Consider the following 20,849-nt stretch of genomic DNA (forward strand, 5'->3'; position numbering starts at 1 on the left):
CTCGCCGAAGCTTCAAAGAGGACACAGACATGTACAAGCTGTTCTTCCGTCTCGTTTTCAAACGGATGGACCCCGAGCAGGCCCACCACCTCGCGTTCCGCTGGATCCGGCTCGCCGTCCGCATCCCGGTGCTGCGCACGTTCGTCGCGGCCGCGCTCGCGCCCCGCCACAAGGAACTGCGGACCGAGGCCTTCGGGCTGCGCATGCACGGCCCCTTCGGGCTCGCCGCGGGCTTCGACAAGAACGCCGTCGCGATCGACGGGATGTCGATGCTCGGCTTCGACCACGTCGAGATCGGCACGGTGACCGGGGAGGCCCAGCCCGGCAACCCCAAGAAGCGGCTGTTCCGGCTCGTGCAGGACCGCGCGCTCATCAACCGCATGGGCTTCAACAACGAGGGCTCGCTGGCCGTGGCGGCCCGCCTGGCGTCCCGCACGCCCGTCTTCAACACCGTCGTCGGCGTCAACATCGGCAAGACCAAGGTCGTCCCGGAGGCCGACGCCGCCGGCGACTACGTGAAGTCGACCGAGCGGCTCGCGCCTTACGCCGACTACCTGGTCGTTAACGTCTCCTCGCCGAACACGCCCGGCCTGCGCAACCTCCAGGCCACGGAGTCCCTGCGGCCGCTCCTGAGCGCCGTCCGCGAGGCCGCCGACCGCACGGTGACCGCCCGCCGCGTGCCGCTGCTGGTGAAGATCGCGCCGGACCTCGCCGACGAGGACGTCGACGCCGTAGCCGACCTGGCCGTCGAGCTCGGCCTGGACGGGATCATCGCCACGAACACCACCATCGCGCGCGAGGGACTCGGTCTGAAGTCCGACCCCACCCTCGTGAAGGAGACCGGCGGTCTGTCCGGGGCGCCCCTGAAGGCGCGCTCCCTGGAGGTGCTGAGGCGCCTGTACGCGCGCGTGGGCGACCGGATCACCCTCGTGGGCGTCGGCGGCATCGAGAACGCCGAGGACGCCTGGCAGCGCATCCTCGCCGGTGCCACGCTCGTGCAGGGATACAGCGCCTTCATCTACGAGGGGCCCTTCTGGGGCCGTGCCCTCCATAAGGGGCTCGCCGCGCGCCTGCGCACCAGCCCGTACGCCACCCTCGCCGACGCGGTCGGCGCCGACGTGAGGAAGACGGCATGAGCTCTCTGGAACCCTTCGGCGCACGTCTGCGGCGCGCCATGGACGAGCGCGGCCCCCTGTGCGTCGGCATCGACCCGCACGCCTCCCTGCTCGCCGAGTGGGGCCTGAACGACGACGTGGCGGGCCTGGAGCGGTTCAGCCGCACGGTCGTGGAGGCGATGGCCGACCGGGTCGCCGTGCTCAAGCCGCAGAGCGCCTTCTTCGAGCGCTTCGGGTCCCGTGGCATCGCCGTCCTGGAGAGGTCGGTCGAGGAGGCGCGGGCGGCCGGAGCGCTGGTCGTGATGGACGCCAAGCGCGGCGACATCGGCTCGACCATGGCCGCGTACGCCGAGACCTTCCTGCGCAAGGACTCCCCGCTGTTCTCCGACGCGCTGACCGTCTCGCCGTACCTCGGCTACGGATCGCTCTCGCCGGCCGTGGCGCTGGCCCGGGAGAGCGGCGCCGGCCTGTTCGTGCTCGCGCTGACCTCGAACCCCGAGGGCGGCGAGGTCCAGCACGCGATCCGCGCGGACGGCCGCACCGTCGGCGCGACGATGCTGGCCCACCTGGCCGCCGAGAACGAGGGAGAGGAGCCCCTGGGGTCCTTCGGGGCGGTCGTCGGCGCCACGCTCGGCGACCTGTCGTCGTACGACCTCGCCATCAACGGTCCGATCCTCGCCCCCGGCATCGGTGCCCAGGGCGCCACGCCCGCGGATCTTCCGCAGGTCTTCGGCGCCGCGGTGCGCAATGTCGTGCCGAACGTCAGCCGGGGTGTGCTGCGGCACGGACCGGACGTCGTCGCGCTGCGTGAGGCCGCGTCACGCTTCGCAGACGCGGTCGCGCACGCTGTATCGGGTGCCTGACCGCCGTCAGAGGTGTTCGAGCCGGTCGCGGAAGTCCTCCGATGAGTGGTCCGCGGCCGACTTGAGTCTGAATACATCCTCAAATCCGGGGCATTATGTCCTAAATGTCCGACCTGACGGAGGCTGACCAGGACTTTTCCGCTGTTCTCGCTGACTCTGGCGGACTTGCCCGCTAGTCTCCGACCAGTGGGGGCACCTTCCACGCTCCTGAAGCAGTGGGGGAGAACGGGCAGCGTGTTGCTCGTGCCTCCCCAGGTGTGGGGCGACTAGGTTCCTCACCGGTCCGTATCCGACAGTTCGACATCCGAGGTGACGTAGGCGTGGCTCTTCCGCCCCTTACCCCTGAACAGCGCGCAGCCGCGCTCGAAAAGGCCGCCGCGGCTCGCCGGGAGCGGGCCGAGGTCAAGAATCGACTCAAGCACTCCGGCGCCTCCCTGCACGAGGTCATCAAGCAGGGCCAGGAGAACGACGTCATCGGCAAGATGAAGGTCTCCGCGCTGCTTGAGTCCCTGCCGGGCGTGGGCAAGGTCCGCGCCAAGCAGATCATGGAGCGACTCGGCATCTCCGAGAGCCGCCGTGTGCGTGGCCTCGGCTCGAACCAGATCGCTTCCCTGGAGCGTGAGTTCGGCAGCACCGGTTCCTGACTCCCGGCAGTTGGGACAGGGAGTCCCGGGCACTCCGGGATTGCTGGAATAATCGCTGCATGAGTGAACGTCCGCGGCTGACCGTGCTCTCCGGCCCTTCAGGGGTCGGCAAGAGCACGGTCGTCGCCCATATGCGCAAGGAACACCCCGAGGTCTGGCTCTCGGTGTCGGCGACGACCCGCAAGCCCCGCCCCGGCGAGCGGCATGGAGTCCACTACTTCTTCGTCACGGACGACGAGATGGACAAGCTGATCGCCAACGGCGAGCTGCTGGAGTGGGCCGAGTTCGCGGGCAACCGCTACGGCACGCCGCGTGCGGCCGTGCTGGAGCGGCTGGAGGCGGGTGAGCCCGTCCTGCTGGAGATCGACCTCCAGGGGGCCCGGCAGGTCCGGGAGTCCATGGCCGAGGCTCAGCTGGTGTTCCTGGCTCCTCCTTCCTGGGAGGAGCTCGTGCGCAGACTCACCGGACGTGGCACCGAGCCGCCCGAGGTGATCGAGCGCCGGCTGGAGGCGGCGAAGGTCGAGCTGGCGGCCGAGCCGGAGTTCGACATGACCTTGGTCAACACCTCCGTCGAGGACGTGGCGCGCGAGCTGCTAGCCTTGGTGGACGTTGTGTGATCGTGACTGCTCGTTCCGAGTGATCACATCCACTGAATCTTTCCCATCCATCGGAAGGTAGAGCGTGTCCTCTTCCATCTCCGCGCCCGAGGGCATCATCAACCCGCCGATCGACGAGCTCCTCGAGGCCACCGACTCGAAGTACAGCCTCGTGATCTACGCGGCCAAGCGGGCCCGCCAGATCAACGCGTACTACTCGCAGCTCGGCGAGGGCCTCCTTGAGTACGTCGGTCCGCTGGTGGACACCCACGTCCACGAGAAGCCGCTCTCGATCTCCCTGCGTGAGATCAACGCGGGTCTGCTGACGTCCGAGGCTGTCGAGGGCCCGGCGCAGTAAGTACGATTTACAGCTTGAAGCTGACTTTTCCACAGGCCCGGCAGCGCGACTGCCGGGCCTGTGGTGTGTAGTGGAGTCGTGCGCTGATCCCTGGCGCACCTGAGCCGATTCGGGGAGAGCCGGTGGACAAGCCGAAGGTCGTTCTGGGGGTCAGCGGCGGCATTGCCGCGTACAAGGCCTGTGAGCTGCTGCGCAGACTCACCGAGTCGGGTCACGACGTCCGCGTCGTCCCCACCGCCTCCGCTCTGCACTTCGTCGGCGCCGCCACCTGGTCCGCCCTCTCCGGCAACCCCGTCTCGACGGAGGTCTGGGACGACGTCCACGAGGTCCCGCACGTCCGCATCGGCCAGCACGCCGACCTGGTGATCGTCGCCCCGGCCACGGCCGACATGCTCGCCAAGGCCGCGCACGGCCTCGCCGACGACCTGCTCACCAATACCCTGCTCACCGCCCGCTGCCCGGTGGTCTTCGCCCCCGCCATGCACACCGAGATGTGGGAGCACCCGGCCACCCAGGAGAACGTGGCGACACTGCGCCGGCGCGGCGCGATCGTCATCGAGCCCGCCGTCGGCCGCCTCACCGGCGTGGACACCGGCAAGGGCCGGCTGCCCGAGCCCGCGGAGATCTTCGAGGTCTGCCGCCGCGTGCTGGCCCGGGGCGTCACCGAGCCGGACCTCACGGGACGGCATGTCGTCGTCAGCGCCGGTGGCACGCGCGAGCCCCTCGACCCCGTTCGCTTCCTCGGTAACCGTTCCTCCGGCAAGCAGGGCTACGCCCTGGCACGCACCGCCGCCGCCCGCGGCGCCCGCGTCACGCTGGTCTCCGCCAATCCCGCGCTGCCCGACCCGGCCGGCGTGGACGTCGTACCGGTCGGCACGGCGGTGCAGCTTCGGGAGGCGGTCCTCAAGGCCGCCTCGGACGCCGACGCGGTGGTGATGGCGGCYGCGGTGGCCGATTTCCGCCCCGCGACCTATGCCACCGGGAAGATCAAGAAGAAGGACGGCGAGGACCCGGAACCCATCGTTCTGGTGCGTAATCCGGACATTCTCGCGGAGATCTCCACCGACCGCGCCCGACCCGGTCAGGTGATCGTCGGCTTCGCCGCCGAGACGGACGACGTGCTGGCCAACGGCCGCAAGAAGCTGGAACGCAAGGGGTGCGACCTCCTCGTGGTGAACGAGGTGGGGGAGCGCAAGACGTTCGGCTCGGAGGAGAACGAGGCGGTCGTCCTGGGCGCCGACGGCAGCGAGACCCCGGTACCGCACGGCCCGAAGGAGGCCCTGGCCGAAACGGTGTGGGACCTGGTGGCGCGGCGACTGGGGTGAATTGTTTGATGCGCTCGGGCTTCACTGGTGGCTTCCTCGATTCGGGTGTGGCATCCCTGGTCAAGGGTGTGTGAGAGTGGGCAGAATGCCCGTGCCGCAGGTCACAGCGCTCCCGAGAGGCGAGACAGGGGGTCCGTGACCGAGCACGACAGATAAACTGTCCTCTGGACGACGCCGGGCGCAGCCCCCGTCCCGTCCGCCAATGATCAGCCAGCAGCCGCTGCAACCACAGGGAGCGTTGTGTCCCGTCGCCTGTTTACCTCGGAGTCCGTGACCGAGGGTCACCCCGACAAGATCGCTGACCAGATCAGCGACACCATTCTCGACGCGCTTCTGCGCGAGGACCCGACCTCTCGGGTCGCCGTCGAGACACTGATCACCACCGGGCTCGTGCATGTGGCCGGAGAGGTCACGACCAAGACGTACGCGGACATCGCGACGCTGGTCCGGAGCAAGATCCTGGAGATCGGCTACGACTCCTCGAAGAAGGGCTTCGACGGCGCCTCCTGCGGCGTGTCGGTGTCGATCGGCGCGCAGTCCCCGGACATCGCCCAGGGCGTGGACACGGCGTACGAGACCCGGGTCGAGGGCGACGAAGACGAGCTGGACCGTCAGGGTGCCGGTGACCAGGGCCTGATGTTCGGCTACGCGTCGGACGAGACGCCGACGCTGATGCCGCTGCCGATCTTCCTGGCGCACCGCCTGTCGAAGCGCCTGTCCGAGGTGCGCAAGAACGGCACGATCCCCTACCTGCGCCCGGACGGCAAGACGCAGGTCACCATCGAGTACGACGGCGACAAGGCGGTCCGTCTGGACACGGTGGTTGTCTCCTCGCAGCACGCGAGCGACATCGACCTGGACTCGCTCCTCGCCCCCGACATCCGGGAGTTCGTGGTCGAGCCGGAGCTGAAGGCCCTGCTCGACGACGGGATCAAGCTGGACACGGAGAACTACCGTCTGCTGGTCAACCCCACGGGTCGCTTCGAGATCGGCGGTCCGATGGGTGACGCGGGGCTGACGGGCCGGAAGATCATCATCGACACGTACGGCGGCATGGCCCGCCACGGCGGCGGTGCCTTCTCGGGCAAGGACCCGTCCAAGGTGGACCGTTCGGCGGCGTACGCCATGCGCTGGGTCGCCAAGAACGTGGTCGCGGCCGGTCTGGCATCGCGCTGCGAGGTGCAGGTGGCGTACGCGATCGGCAAGGCCGAGCCGGTCGGCCTGTTCGTCGAGACCTTCGGTACCCACAAGGTGGAGCCCGAGAAGATCGAGAAGGCCATCGACGAGGTCTTCGACCTGCGCCCGGCCGCGATCATCCGCGACCTGGACCTGCTGCGTCCGATCTACGCCCAGACGGCCGCCTACGGTCACTTCGGCCGTGAGCTGCCGGAGTTCACCTGGGAGCGGACGGACCGGGTGGAGGCGCTGCAGAAGGCTGCGGGGCTGTAAGGCCCGGCTCCACGGGTTTGCGCGAGGCCCGGTCCCTTTGGGGGCCGGGCCTCGGCGTTTGTCAGGTGTCGTAGCGCTCGTTGTCGTCGTCCTTCTGAGCCGGGCCGGAACCGTTCGTGTGCGCGGATACGGGAAAGCCGCCGAAGCGGCGCCGTATCTCCGCGGCGGTCACCGTGTCCCGCGAGGCGATCGCCATCGCGACCTGATCCACGATGAGCGTGGCCTCGTCCTCCCCGGGACGGAATCCAACCTTCCGGAAGAAGTCCGCGAAGAGATCCGCAGCGGTGGCCATGTGCTGGGGCGGGGTCGCTCCGCGGCCGGGGGCCGTCATTGCCCCGTCCTGCTCCGGGGGAGGCGGAAATGCCTCCGGGACCAGGTATCGGAAGGGCTCGTCGACTTCCCGGTCGTTCGCCGCGGAGGAGAGCCGGGCCAGGAGGCCCAGGTCCTTGACGGTCTTCTCGACGTGGTCGTCGTTCTTCGCCAGCCACCACACGACCGCGCTGCCCGTGCTCGTGAGCACGTCGTTGCCGAGGTACTCGCGTTTGTTCTGCTCGTACTTTCGCTGGTGCTCCCACAGGGCCTCGTCCTTGCGGATCGCCGCCAGCCGGTCCAGCCGCTCCTGGTCCTCGTCCGTGAGGGTGAGCTCGACCTCCAGGGCCATCGCGTGCAGGTGTTCGTCGCGGTCCTGCTCCATGACACCGAGCGCCGCGTTGAGCTGATGCTGGACGAGTGAGSTTCTGGAGGGCGGCATGGACGCGGTGATCCGGCCTGCGCGGGTCAGGACCGCCTCCACGGCCAGCGCACCGGGGTTGATCAGCTGCTCGCTCGCCATGGGGTCGACCGGCATCCAGCGCACTCGGGCGGAGAACAGGAAGTCGTAGTCGGCCTCGCGGCTGGGGAGTGGGACGCGACTCACGTACCGCTCCTGGCGTTCCACGGATGGGGGAGCCGGCTGCTCGATCAGGGATCCGGGTGGGAACGGATCGCGTTTGCGTGCGCGGATCGCCGAGTGCGTCGCGAACGACCATACGGCGAGGAGCGCGGTGATCGCGCCCAGCCACATCCACAAGGGCCAGTGCAGTGTCAGCCCCAGGATGAGGACGACCAGTGCGCTGATCAGGCTGAGGAACGCCGAGACGGTCTTCTGGCCGGAGCTCATGACGGAGACACCTCCAGGTCGGGCGCCCGGCGCGTGAAGCGGGCGCGCTGCGCGGTGTTGATCGATTTCAGGAGGCGGGAGGCCAGCTCGGGCGAGACGATCCGGCGGGCGTCCGCGTAGATGCGGCTGAGTACCGGATAAGCAGCACCTGACGCATCCACCAGGATGCTCAGGGCCGTTTCGACGAGTTCTTCGTCGCCGACCAGGTCCGCGTGAGCCAACCAGCTCGTGGTGCAGGGGGCCCAGCGATTCGGGGTGAGCAGGTCGAAGGCCATGCGCCAGCACAGGGTGAGCCATTCCTGCGTCGGTGCCGCCAGGAGGAAGTCATCGGGCAACTTCGTGAGGTCCAGGAACAGATCTGCGTCGACGCGGTGGTGCCGCTCGGCCTGTGCAGTGGCCAGCCTGGCGAGCAGGCGGCGCTGCAGCCGGACGTCCTGGTCCACGTAGTCGAGGAGGGCTCGGCGGGCCACCACACTCGGTTGTGGCTCGTTGCGGGCGAGGTGGTGGAGTCTTACGAGTGCCGGCTCGGGATGGTGGATCGGCATCACCTTGGCGCAGACCTCGACGAGAACCTCGCGAAGATGCTTGGGCAGTCGATTGGTGCTCCAGTGGTAGACCGCCGATCGGAACTTGCCGTTCCACCGTTCGTCCTCGATGCCGTGCTTGAGTAGGTGGGCAGCGGCTCGTACCTCCGTCGCGCGGTGCGCCGAGTCAAGGGTCCAGCGCTCGACGAGTTTGGTGAGCCGCTCGAACTCTCCCGTGCTCAGACACAGGTCGGTGAACCGTGTCACGACTTCCGCCGCGTCCGACTCATCGAGTTCTCGCACTCGCAGGGCTTTGGTCAGCCAGTTGCCGAGTGGCTCCCGGATATCGGGCAGGTCGTTCCAGAAGAGGCGACGCGCGGCGTCCGCGAAGCCCGGTTCGGTGAAGCGCACTCGTGCTTCCGGGCCCAGTTCGGCTCCCACCGTCTCCAGGCGCAGCGAAAGACCCTTGTGCTCCAGGAGCGGGCGCTCGTCATGGGTGGAACCCGCCTCGTCGACAAGGAGGTTCGTGGCGCGGTGCACCGCCTCGGGGCGTGCGCCGTCCAGCATCGCCGTCGTGAGGAACAGGGCGCGGTGTCTGCCCTTGCGCAGCCGGCGTACGGTGTCGGCGACATCGCGGGTGCGGTCCGTCTGGGCGGCGAGGGCGGCCTCGCACCAGGCGGCGAAGTCCCCGGGCCCCCGAGCGGCGATGCCGATGCGCTCGGCCAGTCGGGCCAGGTCTCGCATGGGTGGTCCGCTGCCCAGGTACGTCCGCAGGGCGGGAGGCGCCAGATCCCGGACGCTCATCTGTACTCCGGCGAGCCGCAGGTTCCGGTTGACGGCCTCCCACTCGTCCGGTCGGCCGATCCGCCTACGGAACTGCGTGAACTGGGGCGAGAGCCTCTCCTCGAACCGGCGTGACAGCACCAGCGCGAGGAACGCAGCCCTGAGCCGGACCTCATGCCGGAATCCGGACAGCTCATCGTGCACGGCGGCCCAGGTCCGCTCGTCCACGGAGGACAGGTCGAGCAGCATGCGGTCGTGCTCGCCGACGAGGTCGGGGGAGAGCCAGCGGCCGACGCCCGACTCGGGAGCCTCCGGAGTGAGTTCGTGATACGTGCCGTCGTCGCCCGGGAGTTCGCACAGCAGGACGCGGGCCGCCGAGGTCCGCCCGCTGCCAGGTGCCCCGTGGAGGATGACGGTGTGCTCGCGCGCCAGGACGTCGTACGCCTCATTCATGCCCTCAGGGCGAGCGAACTCCCGCTGGAGCCGCACGAGTTGATCGTCAGCGACCCGCCTGGGCGACGCGTCGGGAGACTTGAGGAGTGGCTGGGGCTCGGTTCCGAAGTAGTTGTGGACGGTGTATGTGCCTCCGCTTCCGTCGCTCACCGTTCGTCGTCCTCCTCGGGACGCGATCGCCCGAAGTTCTGCCGAATGCCGCCTTCGTTGCCGCCCTGGAAGTAACTGCCGCCGTCGCCCATACGCACGCTGCTGGGGCCGATGTGGACCGGCCCGTGGGCCTCTCGGACGGTGTTGACCTCACCGCTGAGCGTGCCCTGGACGGCGGCGCCATGGACACCACCTGCGATGTTCTGGGTCGGCGCCGAAGGCTTCTGCTCCGAGGGAGCCTCGCTGTCGGCGGCGGCGAGTTCTGGTACGAGCCTGGCCAGGTTGTCCCCGATCTGTTTCAGGTCGTACTCCTTGTTCTGGTGGTCGTAGCGCAAGCTCTGGCAGTCCGCGAGCTTCCTCAGCGGGGGCGGAAGTTCGTCCTTGGTGGGGCGTTCGGTCCTGCGGCCCAGCAGCACGGGGATGACCCGGATGTCGCAGAGGAAGGCTTCCTGGATCTCCCTGCCGACCCAGTCGCCGTCGCTGCGCAGCGCCTCGTGCCCGATCCAGCCGGGGCCGATCAGAGCCATGAGCACCCCGCTGCGTCGCACACTGTGGATCAGATGACCGTCGAAGGGTGTGCCGGGCGGGATCGACTTGCTGGCGTAGTAGATCCGATCCCTCCCGAACCGTGCGGACAAGGCGCCGTCGAGGGTGGCGGCCGCCTGTTCTCCGTCACCGGTGCGGTAATTGATGAAGACGTCGGGCATGGCAGATCGGCCTCTCTTCCGGAGGGACACAGGAGGGGAACGCGGGCTGCGCCGCTAGGGAGCGGGGGTGAGGACTGCTGTGAGGCGCGGGGAGACGGCCAGATACGACCGGCTGCGCGGGTGGCGCGAGAGCGTGCGCGACAGACGGCGCAGGTCCGTTGCGATCGTCGCGGAGGACACGCTCGAGGCGAGCGGCAGCAACTGCTCGGTGAGCTCGCAGGCGTGGTCGATCTCTCCGGCGCGCGCGTGTGCGAGGGCACGCCGGACGCCGTAGCGGACCTGAGTGCGCCACGCGTCGGTGGGCAGCCGAGCGCACTCACGGTCGAGGATGTCGGCGGCGGCGCGTGGCCTGCCCAGGTCGACCAGGCACCAGCCCGTGACCATGGAAACGGGATCGTCGACGTGGGTCGTGCCGAGGATCGGGGCTCCGGGTGCGGGGCCCGGATCTCTGGAGAGGAGTGCGCGCGCTCGGTCCAGGCCCCGCATGCAGGCGTCGTGATCTCCCGCGAGCGCCTGGCCCTGCGCCTCGCGCTGGGCGGCCAGGCCCCGGATACGCGGAGGCAGCCGGCCGGAGAGTGCGCCCTCGGCCAGGGCGATGGTGTCGTCGGCCTCGCCGCGGTAGTACGTGATCAGGGCTCGGCGCACCAGCGCGTACGACGCCAGGTCACGATCACCGCAGGCGGCGGCCAGGTCCACGGCGTGCGCGGTCCAGCGCAAGGCGGCGTTGTCGTCGTTCGCCTCCTGCGACAGCCAGCCCGTGAACTCGGCGAAACGTGCGGCCAGAGCGAGCAGTTCACGGCCGGTCCGCGAACCCGTCCCCTCCGCGAGTGTGCGCAGCGCACGTGTCTGCTCGGCGACCACCGGGAGGACGGCGGCCGGGGGCGACACCTGGCCGAGCCGACGGTACTGAGCCAGGAGGGCGCGGTAGGCGTCCAACAGCGGTTCGCCGACGGCCTCGGTGCCGATTGCCGGGCTGTCCGCGGGCGCGGATACGGATACGGATACGGATACGGGTCGGATGCCGGGTGGCGTCGTCTCTTCGCCAGGCCCGACCGACAGGACCGCGGCAGCTCCCACGGTGATCACCTGGCGACGCGAGGGTGGAACCGGCGATCGCGGAGGCGTTTCGTCCATGCGGGGCACGGCTCCTGTTGTCTCGGAGGCGACGGGATCGCGCTTCAGGGGCCGGACGGCGGCTGCCCCGGGAGGCCGCGCGGGGACCAGGGAGGCCAGCGCACCGTGCGCGTCGAGCGTGGCGTCGCACAGGCTGCCCAGTTCGGCAGACGGGCGCTTCTGACCGGTCTCGATCTTGCTGAGCTGTCCCTTGCTGTAGTGCACCGACGACGCGAGCTGCGCCAGCGTGAGTCCGGCCGCGATGCGCATGCGCCGTAACTCGGCGCCGAACGCAGGTGGCTGCTCCAGCACCTGTCTCCCCCCTTGGGCCGACGTCCCCGGTCTCTCGGGCCGTACGGTCCCATCAGAGTCGGCTCGGTGAGCGACTCGGGCAAGGCGGACGGCGGAGTTTCCCGTTTCCAGTTCTGATACCTGGCCCGAGGGTTTCGGGAAGCATGGCTCGAAGTGGGCGGCTGGAATGATCACGGAAATGGCCGGCGGGCCATGCTTGCGGATTCCCGCACCGGTGATCTCCCGGTCGCGAGGCCAGGTGGGACAAGGCAGCGCGCCGGCCGTCGCCGTTCGGAGGTCGGGTGGGCGTCGGTTGTCAGTGGGGTTTGGTAAGAATGCAAGCGTGAGCAGCGAGAACGGGACTGGTGGTGGCGGCGCCGAGGGGGCGTCGCCCGAGCAGCTCGCGCTCATTCGGGAGAGTGTGCGCAAGGCCCAGGAGCCGCGGGCGAAGCCCAGGACCTGGCGGGGGGCCAGGCTCGCCGAGCGGTTGCCGGTGGCGCGGGTGCTGGTCGACAAGGGCGTGCTGCATCTCGACCGGTACTTCGACTACGCCGTGCCGGAGGAGCTGGACGAGGACGCACAGCCCGGGGTGCGGGTGCGGGTGCGGTTCGGGGCCGGGCGGCATCGGGTGCGAGACGGGCGGCGTGAGGGCGGGGGGCTCATTGACGGGTTCCTCGTCGAGCGGGTCGCCGAGTCCGACTATGCGGGTCCGCTCGCGGCGCTCGCGCAGGTCGTTTCGCCCGAGCGGGTCCTGAGCGAGGAGCTGTTGGGGCTCGCGCGAGCCGTCGCCGACCGGTACGCCGGAGGGCTTGCCGATGTGTTGCAGCTCGCCGTGCCGCCGCGCAGCGCCCGGGCCGAGCAGCGGCCCTCACCGGAGCCGCTCGCGCCGCCCGGCCGGCCCGAGGCGGGGTCCTGGGGGCGGTATGAGCGAGGGGCCGGCTTCTTGGAGGCGCTCGCCTCCGGGGGCACGCCGCGTGCCGTGTGGAATGCCTTGCCCGGGCCCGAGTGGAGTGACGAGCTGGCCCGGGCCGTCGTCGCCACGCTGGCCTCCGGGCGGGGGGCGCTCGTCGTGCTGCCGGACGGGAAGGCCGTCGCGCGGGTTGACGCTGCCCTGACCTCGCTCCTGGGGAAGGGGCATCATGCGGTGCTGACCGCCGATGCCGGGCCCGAGAAGCGGTATCGGGAGTGGCTGGCGGTGCGGCGGGGGAGCGTGCGGGCCGTTGTGGGGACGCGGGCCGCCATGTTCGCGCCCGTGCAGGATCTGGGGCTGGTCGCCCTTTGGGACGACGGCGACGACAGCCACAGCGAGCTGCACGCCCCGCAGCCCCATGCGCGCGAAGTGCTGTTGCTTCGGGCCGCCCAGGACAAGTGCGGGTTTCTGCTGGGGAGTTGGAGCTGCACCGTCGAGGCCGCGCAGCTCGTGGAGAGCGGTTGGGCCCGGCCGCTGGTTGCCGCGCGGGAGCAGGTGCGGGGCGCGGCTCCGCTCGTACGGACCGTCGGGGACGGCGATCTCGCCCGGGACGAGGCCGCTCGCGCCGCCCGGTTGCCCACGCTTGCCTGGCAGGCGGTGCGGGACGGGCTGCGGCACGGGCCGGTGCTCGTGCAGGTGCCTCGGCGGGGATACGTACCGCGGATGGCGTGCGCCAACTGCCGGGCGCCCGCCCGGTGCAGGCACTGCGCCGGGCCGCTGGAGGCGCAGGGCTCCGGGGCCGATCTGCAGTGTGGGTGGTGCGGACGGGACGAGGGTTCCTGGCACTGTCCGGAGTGCGGTGGATTCCGGCTTCGCGCCCAGGTGGTGGGGGCGCGGCGGACCGCCGAGGAGCTGGGGCGGGCCTTTCCCGCCGTTCCGGTGCGGACGTCAGGGCGCGAGCATGTGCTGGACACAGTGCCGGGCACACCCTCGCTGGTCGTGAGCACGCCGGGCGCCGAGCCCGTCGCCGAGGGCGGCTACGCGGCGGCCCTGCTGCTGGACGGCTGGGCCATGCTCGGGCGGCCCGACCTGCGGGCGGGGGAGGACGCGCTGCGCCGCTGGATCGGGGCCGCCTCGTTGGTACGGCCGCAGAGCGCCGGGGGGACGGTGGTCGTCGTCGCCGAGCCCACGTTGCGGCCCGTGCAGGCGCTGGTGCGGTGGGACCCCGTCGGGCACGCGGTGCGCGAGCTCGCCGAGCGGGCCGAGCTGGGGTTTCCGCCGGTGTCGCGGATGGCTGCCGTGGCCGGGCCCGGGGAGGCGATCGCCGAGTTCCTCCGTGCGGCCGAGCTGCCGCCGGACGCCGAGGTGCTCGGGCCCGTGCCGATGCCGGTCACGGCCGTGGGGCGGCCTCGGCGGGTGGGCGGMCCGCCGCCGGGGGAGCACTGGGACCGGGCGTTGATACGGGTTCCGCCGGGGAGCGGGGCCGCGTTGGCCTCCGCGCTGAAGACCGCGCAGGCGGCTCGGATGGCGCGTGGGGGTGGGGAGGTCGCGGTGCGGGTTCGGATTGATCCGCCTGATATCGGGTGAGGCCGGCGGATGCCGACTGCCGGAGGCCGGCTTCGGGCACCGAGGGATCAGAGCGCGGCCGTGATCTGAACGCGGACGGGGCCGGACAAGGCTCTGCCCTCCCGGGTGCGCTCCGGGAGGGCAGAGTGCTGGGGGTCAGCCGTTGCGCGGACCGGGGAACGCCGTGGGCCTGGCCTCGTCGCGCAGGCCGGGGCTGCCTGCCGTCGGCTGCGTCGGCATGGAGCGCGCCGCGGGGACCGTCGGCACGGTGGGGAGGGCGGTGGTGACATTGACGGTCCGGCTGCCCGAAGGCTCGGTCGTCCGCTCGGCCTCGGCCGCCGCCTGGGTGGCGGCGCGGCGCGCGCCGTAGCGTCGGTGGACCGCCTGCTTGGTGACGCCGAGGGCGCTGCCCACCGCGTCCCAGGAGAAGCCGAGCGAGCGGTCGAAGTCCACGGCTGCCGTGACCAGGGTTTCGACGCTGTCCCGCAGCTCCTGGGCAAGACGGACCGTCGGGGCGGGAGCGCGTCCGTAGACGACGAAGCCCGTGGAGGGACCGGAGCGGCGCGGGCGGTAGACGTTGCCCAGTTGCGCGGTGAGTGTGCGCAGTGCGTCCACCTGCCGGCGGACCCGCTCGATGTCCCGCACCAGCAAGTGCAGGCTGGCCCGAGCCTGGGCGTCGTGGGTTGCGTGGTCGGCCATGAACAAGCCTCTCGAACCGGCGTTGAAAAGGAGAGGGCCGCGGTGACGGCGCTTGCGGCCCGTTGTGGTCAACTCTTTCTTGACCAACGCGGGAGTGCTCTGCGGGTCACGCCCTGGGGGCGTGTGGGCATATGCCTACGCCCCTGGGTGGGGTCTACGCCCGAGCAGCCCGAGCAGGAAGTCCTTGGCCTTCGGCCTCGGATTTCGTTCGTCGTGCTCCGACGTGAGCCGCCGAGTGTCGCACCCATAGACTTGTGTGTTGCCCAACCAACCCCGCCCGAGAGGCCCGTGCCCACCCATGAAGCTTGTCTTCGCCGGTACCCCCGAGGTCGCCGTTCCCGCTCTGGACGCTCTCATCGCCTCCGGGCGGCACGACGTGGCCGCCGTCGTCACGCGGCCCGACGCGCCGGCCGGGCGTGGGCGCAGGCTGGTGGCGAGCCCGGTGGCCGAGCGGGCCGAGGAGGCCGGGATCGAGGTACTCAAGCCCGCCAAGCCGCGCGATCCCGAGTTCCTGGAGCGGCTGAGGGAGATCGCGCCGGACTGCTGCCCCGTCGTCGCCTACGGCGCCCTGCTGCCGCGCGTCGCCCTCGACGTGCCGGCCCACGGCTGGGTCAACCTGCACTTCTCGCTGCTGCCCGCCTGGCGTGGGGCCGCGCCCGTGCAGCACTCCATCATGGCGGGCGACGAGATCACCGGGGCCTCCACCTTCCTCATCGAGGAAGGGCTCGACTCCGGGCCCGTCTACGGCACGGTCACCGAGGCGATCCGGTCCACCGACACCAGCGGTGACCTGCTGACCCGGCTCGCCTTCGCGGGCGCCGGGCTGCTCGCCGCGACCATGGACGGCATCGAGGACGGCACGCTGAAGGCCGTACCGCAGCCGTCCGAGGGGATCACCCTCGCCCCCAAGGTCAACGTCGAGGACGCCCACATCGACTGGAACGCGCCCTCCCTGCGCGTCGACCGGCTCGTGCGCGGGTGCACCCCCGCGCCGGGCGCCTGGACCACCTTCCGCGGCGAGCGGCTCAAGCTCATCCATGTGCAGCCGGTTCCGGGGCGCGACGACCTCGCCCCCGGTGCGCTCTCCGTGGGGAAGAACAACGTGTACGTCGGGACCGGGTCGTACGCCGTCGAGTTGCTGTGGGTGCAGGCGCAGGGCAAGAAGCCGATGCGGGCCGCCGACTGGGCGCGGGGCGTGCGGATCGGGGACGGGGAGAGCCTCGGGGCGTAACCGGCCGTACGCCGGGCCGAGCGTGCGACGTAGGCTGGTCGTACATCTCATCCAGTAATCCGGAGCACCTTTTCGTGAGCGACACCTCCCGTCGGCCCCACAAACCCGGCAAGCCCTACCGACGGCCCAAGAAGGACCCCGTCCGCGTCCTCGCCTTCGACGCGCTGCGCGCGGTGGACGAGCGCGACGCGTACGCCAACCTCGTGCTGCCGCCGCTGCTGCGCAAGGCGCGGGAGAAGGGCGACTTCGACGGGCGGGACGCCGCGCTCGCCACCGAGCTGGTGTACGGGACGCTGCGGCGGCAGGGGACGTACGACGCGATCATCGCCGCGTGTGTGGACCGGCCCTTGCGTGAGGTGGACCCGCCGGTGCTGGATGTGCTCAGTCTGGGTGTGCACCAGCTGTTGGGGACGCGGATTCCGACGCATGCCGCGGTGTCGGCGTCCGTCGAGCTTGCCCGGGTCGTGCTGGGTGACGGGCGGGCCAAGTTCGTCAACGCGGTGCTGCGGAAGGTCGCGCAGGACGATCTCGACGGGTGGATCCAGCGGGTCGCGCCGCCGTACGACGACGATCCCGAGGAGCATCTCGCCGTCGTGCACTCGCATCCGCGGTGGGTCGTCTCCGCGCTGTGGGACTCGCTCGGGGGCGGACGCGCGGGGATCGAGGCGCTGCTGGAGGCCGACAACGAGCGGCCCGAGGTGACCCTGGTCGCGCGGCCCGGGCGGGCCACGACCGAGGAACTGCTCGGCGAGGAGGCCGCGGTGGCGGGGCGCTGGTCGCCGTACGCCGTGCGGCTCGCCGAGCAGTTCCTCGGTCGTGGCCCGCCCGGGCCGCGCGACCAGGGTCACCTCGGGCCGCTCGTTGTCGGCCTCCAGCAGCGCCTCGATCCCCGCGCGTCCGCCCCCGAGCGAGTCCCACAGCGCGGAGACGACCCACCGCGGATGCGAGTGCACGACGGCGAGATGCTCCTCGGGATCGTCGTCGTACGCCTCACGCAAGGGCCGGTCCACACACGCGGCGATGATCGCGTCGTACGTCCCCTGCCGCCGCAGCGTCCCGTACACCAGCTCGGTGGCGAGCGCGGCGTCCCGCCCGTCGAAGTCGCCCTTCTCCCGCGCCTTGCGCAGCAGCGGCGGCAGCACGAGGTTGGCGTACGCGTCGCGCTCGCCCTGGCCAACGCGCCGCTCGACGGGCCTGACGCGAAGTGGCTCGACGGGTGTGCCGGGCCCGGTGGGAAGGCCGCGCTCCTCGGGGCGCTCGCCGCCGAGCGGGGGGCCATGCTGCTCGCGTCCGAGAAGCAGCCGCATCGGGCGGGGCTGGTGGCGAAGGCTCTGCACGGCAATCCGGGGCCGTATCAGGTGATCGCCGCTGATGGGACTCGGCCGCCGTGGCGGGCCGGGAGCTTTGACCGGGTGCTGGTGGATGTGCCGTGCACCGGGCTGGGGGCGTTGCGGCGGCGGCCCGAGGCGCGGTGGCGGCGGCGGCCCGAGGATCTGGATGGGTTTGCTCCGCTTCAGCGGGAGTTGTTGCGCAATGCGATCGACTCCGTGCGCGTGGGGGGTGTCGTGGGGTACGCGACGTGTTCGCCGCATCTTGCCGAGACGCGGGCCGTTGTCGACGACGTGGTGAAGCACGGGGCCGAGGTTGAGCTGATCGACGCGCGGCCGTTGCTGGGTGGGGTGTCGGAGTTGGGGGAGGGGCCCGATGTGCAGTTGTGGCCTCATGTGCATGGGACGGATGCGATGTATTTGGCGTTGATGCGGCGGGTTGGCTGAGGTTCGTGGGGGGCCTTGTCCTCGAACTCCCCCAAGGTGCTTCGAGAAACTCCCCCAAGGTGCTTCGAGCAGGGGGGACCCCCGGACGGGCTGAAATCCCGGGCTGAGATGCGTCAGTCCCCGTCCTCCCGGGACAACCTGTGCGGCCACCACACCTTCTTCCCCACATCCAGGAACAACGCCGTCACCAGCACCGAACGCACGACGAGCGTGTCCAGGAGCACCCCCAGCGCCACGGCGAAGCCGATTTCGGCGAAGGCGACCATGGGGAGGGTGCCCAGGGCGGCGAAGGTGCCGGCCAGGACCAGGCCGGCGGAGGTGATGACCGCGCCGGTGGCGGCCAGGCCCGTGATGACGCCCTCGCGGGTGCCCTGGTGCGCGGCCTCCTCGCGGATGCGGGTGGTCAGGAAGATGTTGTAGTCGATGCCCAGCGCCACCAGGAAGACGAAGACGAACAGGGGGAAGTCGGTCGACTCGCCCGCGTAGTCGAAGATGTGGCGGAAGGCCAGCGCGCTGATGCCCAACGCTGCCGCGAAGGACAGGATCACCGTGCCGATCAGCAACACGGGAGCGATCAGGGCACGCAGCAGGCCCGCGAGGATCAGCATCACCACGACCAGGACGAGCGGGATGATCACGATGTTGTCGTGGGTCGTCGCCTTGTCCATGTCCAGGAGGGCCGCCGTGCCCCCGCCCACCTGGGCGTCGGCGTCCGGCACCGCGTGGACGGCGTCCCGTACCCGCTCGACCGTCTGTTTCGCGGCCTCGCTGTCGGCCGGAGCGGTCATCGTCGCCTCGAAGAGCACCTGGCCCTCGTAGAACGGTTTCGTGCCCGGGGGCAGACCGAGGGATTCGGGGACGACGCCCCGGGTCTCGGCGACGGCGCGGCCCACCTGTTGGGCCTGGGCCTGGTTGCTGACGATGACCAGGGGGTCGCCGCTGCCGGCCGGGAAGTACTGCTCGGAGATCTYCTGGCCGGTGATCGAGTCCGGCTTGTCGGTGAACGCGTCGGCGTTGCTCAGCCCCTCGGCGCGCAGTTGGATCAGGCCCAGGGAGCAGACCGCGAGGACCACCGCCGTGATGACCCAGGTCATGCGGGGGCGCTGAGCGATACCGCGGCCCATGCGGGCCCAGGCGCCGCGCTCGTGCGGGTTCTCCGCACCGAGGTGGGGGATCACCGGCCAGAAGATCCAGCGGCCGCAGATGACGAGGAGCGCGGGGAACAGGGTCATCATCGCGAGCAGGGCCACCGCCACGCCGATCGCGGCCACCGGGCCGAGGCCGCTCGTCGAGTTCATCTCCGCCGCCAGCAGCACCAGCATGCTCAGCACGACGGTCGCGCCGGAGGCCAGCACCGCCGGGCCCGCGCGGTGCAGGGCCAGGGCCATCGCCTCGTGACGGTCCTCGTGACGGCGGAGTTCTTCCCGGTAGCGGGCGACGAGGAGTAGGGCGTAGTCGGTCCCCGCGCCGAAGACGAGGACCGTGAGGATGCCCGCGCTCTGCCCGTTGACCGTCAGGCCCCCGTGTTCCGCCAGGAGATAGATGAAGGCCTGGGCGGTGAACAGGGCGACGATCACGGCGATCAGGGGGACCAGGAGCAGGGTCGGGCTGCGGTAGGTGATCAGGAGCATGACGATGACGACCGTCATCGCCGAGAGCAGGAGAGTGGAGTCGATGCCCTCGAACGCCTCGGAGAAGTCCGCCGACGTGCCGCCGGGGCCCGTGATGTGCACGGCGAGCCCGCCGCTGCTCGTCCCGACGACGTCCCGGATGGAATCGACGGCCGGCGCGATGCGCTCCCAGCCCTTCTCGTCCATGGTGATCGGGACCTGCACCTGGGCCGCGCGCGGGTCGATCTCCCGGTCGAAGACGGGTCCACGTGTCTCGGCGCCCCGGATGCCGTGGTCGGTCAGCTGCTTGAGCTGAGCCACGTCCTCGGTGATCGCGGCCCGGTCCTGTGCCGTCAGGCCACCGTCACGGGCGTAGATGACGACCGCGGGGATCTGCTCCGGCCGGAAGTTCTCGGAGATCCCCAGGACTTGGGTGGACTCGGCGGACCCCGGCAGCCAGGAGGCAGCGTCGTTGTCCTGCGCGTCGGTCAGCTTCTGCGCGAGCGGCGCCGTCACGAACAGCGCCACCAGCCACAGTACGAGCACCACCCACTTGGCGCGTCGTCCGCAGACCAGATGCGCGATGCCTTGCTGTCCCGAACCCGTCTGCCGGTTCTTCTCCTGGATCTCCGTCATGGTCACCCCCGCAGCCGAACAACGATCCGGCCGGCCGCCCAGCATGGCACGCGCGGCCCGGACATAACATCGGATGAACGTCTTAGGTCTGGACCGGGGCAAACATTCGTGCTCCGGCATGGCAGGCTTGGGGCATGGCCGTGCAGATCAACCCCAGCATCCTGTCCGCCGACTTCGCCCGCCTCGCGGACGAGGCGAAGGCGGTCGAAGGAGCCGACTTTCTCCACGTCGACGTCATGGACAACCATTTCGTCCCGAACCTCACGCTCGGCGTGCCGGTCGTAGAGTCCCTGGCCCGTGCGACGGACACTCCGCTGGACTGCCATCTGATGATCGAGGCCCCCGATCGGTGGGCGCCCCAGTACGTCGAAGCAGGGGCCTCCTCCGTCACCTTCCATGTCGAGGCCGCCGCGGCCCCTGTACGGCTGGCAAGGGAGATCCGGGCCAAGGGCGCCCGTGCCTCCATGGCGCTCAAGCCCGCGACGCCCATCGAGCCGTACGAGGATCTGCTCCCCGAGCTCGACATGCTGCTGATCATGACGGTCGAGCCGGGCTTCGGTGGTCAGGCGTTTCTCGACATCATGCTTCCGAAGATTCGCCGCACCCGCGAGTTGATCAGCAAGCACGGCCTCGACCTGTGGCTCCAGGTCGACGGCGGGGTGTCGGCCTCGACGATCGAGCGGTGCGCGGAGGCGGGCGCGGACGTCTTCGTCGCCGGTTCGGCCGTGTACGGGGCGGACGACCCCGCCGCGGCGGTCCGTGCGTTGCGCGCCCAGGCGCAGGACGTGACCAAGTCCGCCGCCTGGGCATGCGACCACTGAGCCAAGGGAACGTGAACGCCGCCCATCAGGGCGGATCAAGAGCGCCGGATCTGCAAGGATGAACGGCGAAT

The 20,849-nt window shown here is 70.5% G+C and carries 17 protein-coding genes; 11 read left to right on the forward strand and 6 right to left on the reverse strand.

What is annotated here, in order from left to right:
* Nucleotides 1-29: 29 nt before the first annotated feature.
* From EAO75_RS24460 to metK, 7 genes are all read left to right on the forward strand, one after another.
* Entirely contained in the window at nt 30-1,136 is a 1,107-nt protein-coding gene (locus EAO75_RS24460) for a quinone-dependent dihydroorotate dehydrogenase (RefSeq protein WP_147997183.1), read from the forward strand.
* Nucleotides 1,133-1,978, forward strand: a complete 846-nt coding sequence (gene pyrF, locus EAO75_RS24465; protein ID WP_187284564.1) for an orotidine-5'-phosphate decarboxylase — start codon at nt 1,133-1,135, stop codon at nt 1,976-1,978. Before EAO75_RS24460 ends, pyrF begins: the two co-directional genes overlap by 4 nt.
* A gap of 320 nt (nt 1,979-2,298) precedes the next feature.
* On the forward strand, nt 2,299-2,622 hold the full coding sequence (locus EAO75_RS24470) for an integration host factor (RefSeq protein ID WP_003977346.1): 324 nt from the start codon (nt 2,299-2,301) through the stop codon (nt 2,620-2,622).
* Nucleotides 2,623-2,681: 59 nt separating this feature from the next.
* Nucleotides 2,682-3,239 carry a guanylate kinase gene (gene gmk, locus EAO75_RS24475; protein ID WP_147997184.1) on the forward strand — a complete coding sequence of 186 codons (558 nt, stop codon included), beginning with the start codon at nt 2,682-2,684 and terminating at the stop codon, nt 3,237-3,239.
* A gap of 64 nt (nt 3,240-3,303) precedes the next feature.
* The gene (rpoZ, locus tag EAO75_RS24480) at nt 3,304-3,576 is read left to right on the forward strand and encodes a DNA-directed RNA polymerase subunit omega (protein ID WP_030247008.1); all 273 of its coding nucleotides are present in this window, start codon (nt 3,304-3,306) and stop codon (nt 3,574-3,576) included.
* Between the two features lie 122 nt (nt 3,577-3,698).
* On the forward strand, nt 3,699-4,901 hold the full coding sequence (coaBC, locus tag EAO75_RS24485; RefSeq protein ID WP_147997185.1) for a bifunctional phosphopantothenoylcysteine decarboxylase/phosphopantothenate--cysteine ligase CoaBC: 1,203 nt from the start codon (nt 3,699-3,701) through the stop codon (nt 4,899-4,901).
* Nucleotides 4,902-5,141: 240 nt separating this feature from the next.
* Nucleotides 5,142-6,350 carry a methionine adenosyltransferase gene (gene metK / locus EAO75_RS24490; RefSeq protein WP_147997186.1) on the forward strand — a complete coding sequence of 403 codons (1,209 nt, stop codon included), beginning with the start codon at nt 5,142-5,144 and terminating at the stop codon, nt 6,348-6,350.
* A 61-nt stretch (nt 6,351-6,411) separates the two neighbouring features.
* On the opposite strand, the gene EAO75_RS47575 is transcribed toward metK, so the two are convergent.
* From EAO75_RS47575 to EAO75_RS24510, 4 genes are read right to left on the reverse strand one after another with little or no spacing between them, the layout of a single operon-like run.
* Nucleotides 6,412-7,509: a hypothetical protein gene (locus EAO75_RS47575; RefSeq protein WP_261989392.1), complete on the reverse strand. Its 1,098-nt coding sequence runs from the start codon at nt 7,507-7,509 to the stop codon at nt 6,412-6,414.
* Nucleotides 7,506-9,419 (reverse strand): hypothetical protein, encoded by a 1,914-nt coding sequence (locus EAO75_RS24500; protein WP_147997187.1) that lies wholly within the window; start codon nt 9,417-9,419, stop codon nt 7,506-7,508. The genes EAO75_RS47575 and EAO75_RS24500 overlap by 4 nt, the downstream gene beginning before the upstream one ends.
* The gene (locus EAO75_RS24505; protein WP_147997188.1) at nt 9,416-10,126 is read right to left on the reverse strand and encodes a toll/interleukin-1 receptor domain-containing protein; all 711 of its coding nucleotides are present in this window, start codon (nt 10,124-10,126) and stop codon (nt 9,416-9,418) included. Before EAO75_RS24505 ends, EAO75_RS24500 begins: the two co-directional genes overlap by 4 nt.
* A 54-nt stretch (nt 10,127-10,180) precedes the next feature.
* Entirely contained in the window at nt 10,181-11,551 is a 1,371-nt protein-coding gene (locus EAO75_RS24510) for a helix-turn-helix transcriptional regulator (protein ID WP_315987306.1), read from the reverse strand.
* A gap of 322 nt (nt 11,552-11,873) precedes the next feature.
* On the opposite strand from EAO75_RS24510, the gene EAO75_RS24515 reads away from it, so the two are divergent.
* Nucleotides 11,874-14,027 carry a primosomal protein N' gene (locus EAO75_RS24515; protein WP_147997190.1) on the forward strand — a complete coding sequence of 718 codons (2,154 nt, stop codon included), beginning with the start codon at nt 11,874-11,876 and terminating at the stop codon, nt 14,025-14,027.
* 135 nt (nt 14,028-14,162) lie between these two features.
* Here the strand turns inward: EAO75_RS24515 and EAO75_RS24520 are convergent, their stop codons facing one another.
* Entirely contained in the window at nt 14,163-14,705 is a 543-nt protein-coding gene (locus EAO75_RS24520; RefSeq protein WP_147997191.1) for a hypothetical protein, read from the reverse strand.
* Between the two features lie 298 nt (nt 14,706-15,003).
* On the opposite strand from EAO75_RS24520, the gene fmt reads away from it, so the two are divergent.
* Entirely contained in the window at nt 15,004-15,936 is a 933-nt protein-coding gene (gene fmt / locus EAO75_RS24525) for a methionyl-tRNA formyltransferase (protein ID WP_147997192.1), read from the forward strand.
* A 74-nt stretch (nt 15,937-16,010) separates the two neighbouring features.
* Entirely contained in the window at nt 16,011-17,711 is a 1,701-nt protein-coding gene (locus EAO75_RS47580) for an RsmB/NOP family class I SAM-dependent RNA methyltransferase (protein ID WP_261989393.1), read from the forward strand.
* Between the two features lie 113 nt (nt 17,712-17,824).
* Here the strand turns inward: EAO75_RS47580 and EAO75_RS24545 are convergent, their stop codons facing one another.
* Nucleotides 17,825-19,957, reverse strand: coding sequence for an MMPL family transporter (locus EAO75_RS24545; protein ID WP_147997193.1), 2,133 nt, complete (start codon nt 19,955-19,957; stop codon nt 17,825-17,827).
* A 134-nt stretch (nt 19,958-20,091) separates the two neighbouring features.
* Here EAO75_RS24545 and rpe point away from each other — a divergent pair, with 134 nt between their 5' ends.
* A complete protein-coding gene (gene rpe / locus EAO75_RS24550) occupies nt 20,092-20,778 on the forward strand; it encodes a ribulose-phosphate 3-epimerase (RefSeq protein WP_147997194.1) in 687 nt (228 codons plus the stop codon).
* Nucleotides 20,779-20,849: the final 71 nt, after the last annotated feature.

Origin of the sequence: Streptomyces sp. UW30, from assembly GCF_008042075.1 — a bacterium.
Lineage (GTDB): Bacteria > Actinomycetota > Actinomycetes > Streptomycetales > Streptomycetaceae > Streptomyces.

Excerpts from the sequence above, each read along its gene's own strand:
- EAO75_RS24460 (WP_147997183.1), top strand. The coding sequence starts at position 30 with ATGTACAAGCTGTTCTTCCGTCTCGTTTTCAAACGGATGGACCCCGAG.
- pyrF (WP_187284564.1), top strand. The coding sequence starts at position 1,133 with ATGAGCTCTCTGGAACCCTTCGGCGCACGTCTGCGGCGCGCCATGGAC.
- gmk (WP_147997184.1), top strand. The coding sequence starts at position 2,682 with ATGAGTGAACGTCCGCGGCTGACCGTGCTCTCCGGCCCTTCAGGGGTC.
- EAO75_RS24505 (WP_147997188.1), bottom strand. The coding sequence starts at position 10,126 with ATGCCCGACGTCTTCATCAATTACCGCACCGGTGACGGAGAACAGGCG.
- EAO75_RS24520 (WP_147997191.1), bottom strand. The coding sequence starts at position 14,705 with ATGGCCGACCACGCAACCCACGACGCCCAGGCTCGGGCCAGCCTGCAC.
- fmt (WP_147997192.1), top strand. The coding sequence starts at position 15,004 with ATGAAGCTTGTCTTCGCCGGTACCCCCGAGGTCGCCGTTCCCGCTCTG.
- rpe (WP_147997194.1), top strand. The coding sequence starts at position 20,092 with ATGGCCGTGCAGATCAACCCCAGCATCCTGTCCGCCGACTTCGCCCGC.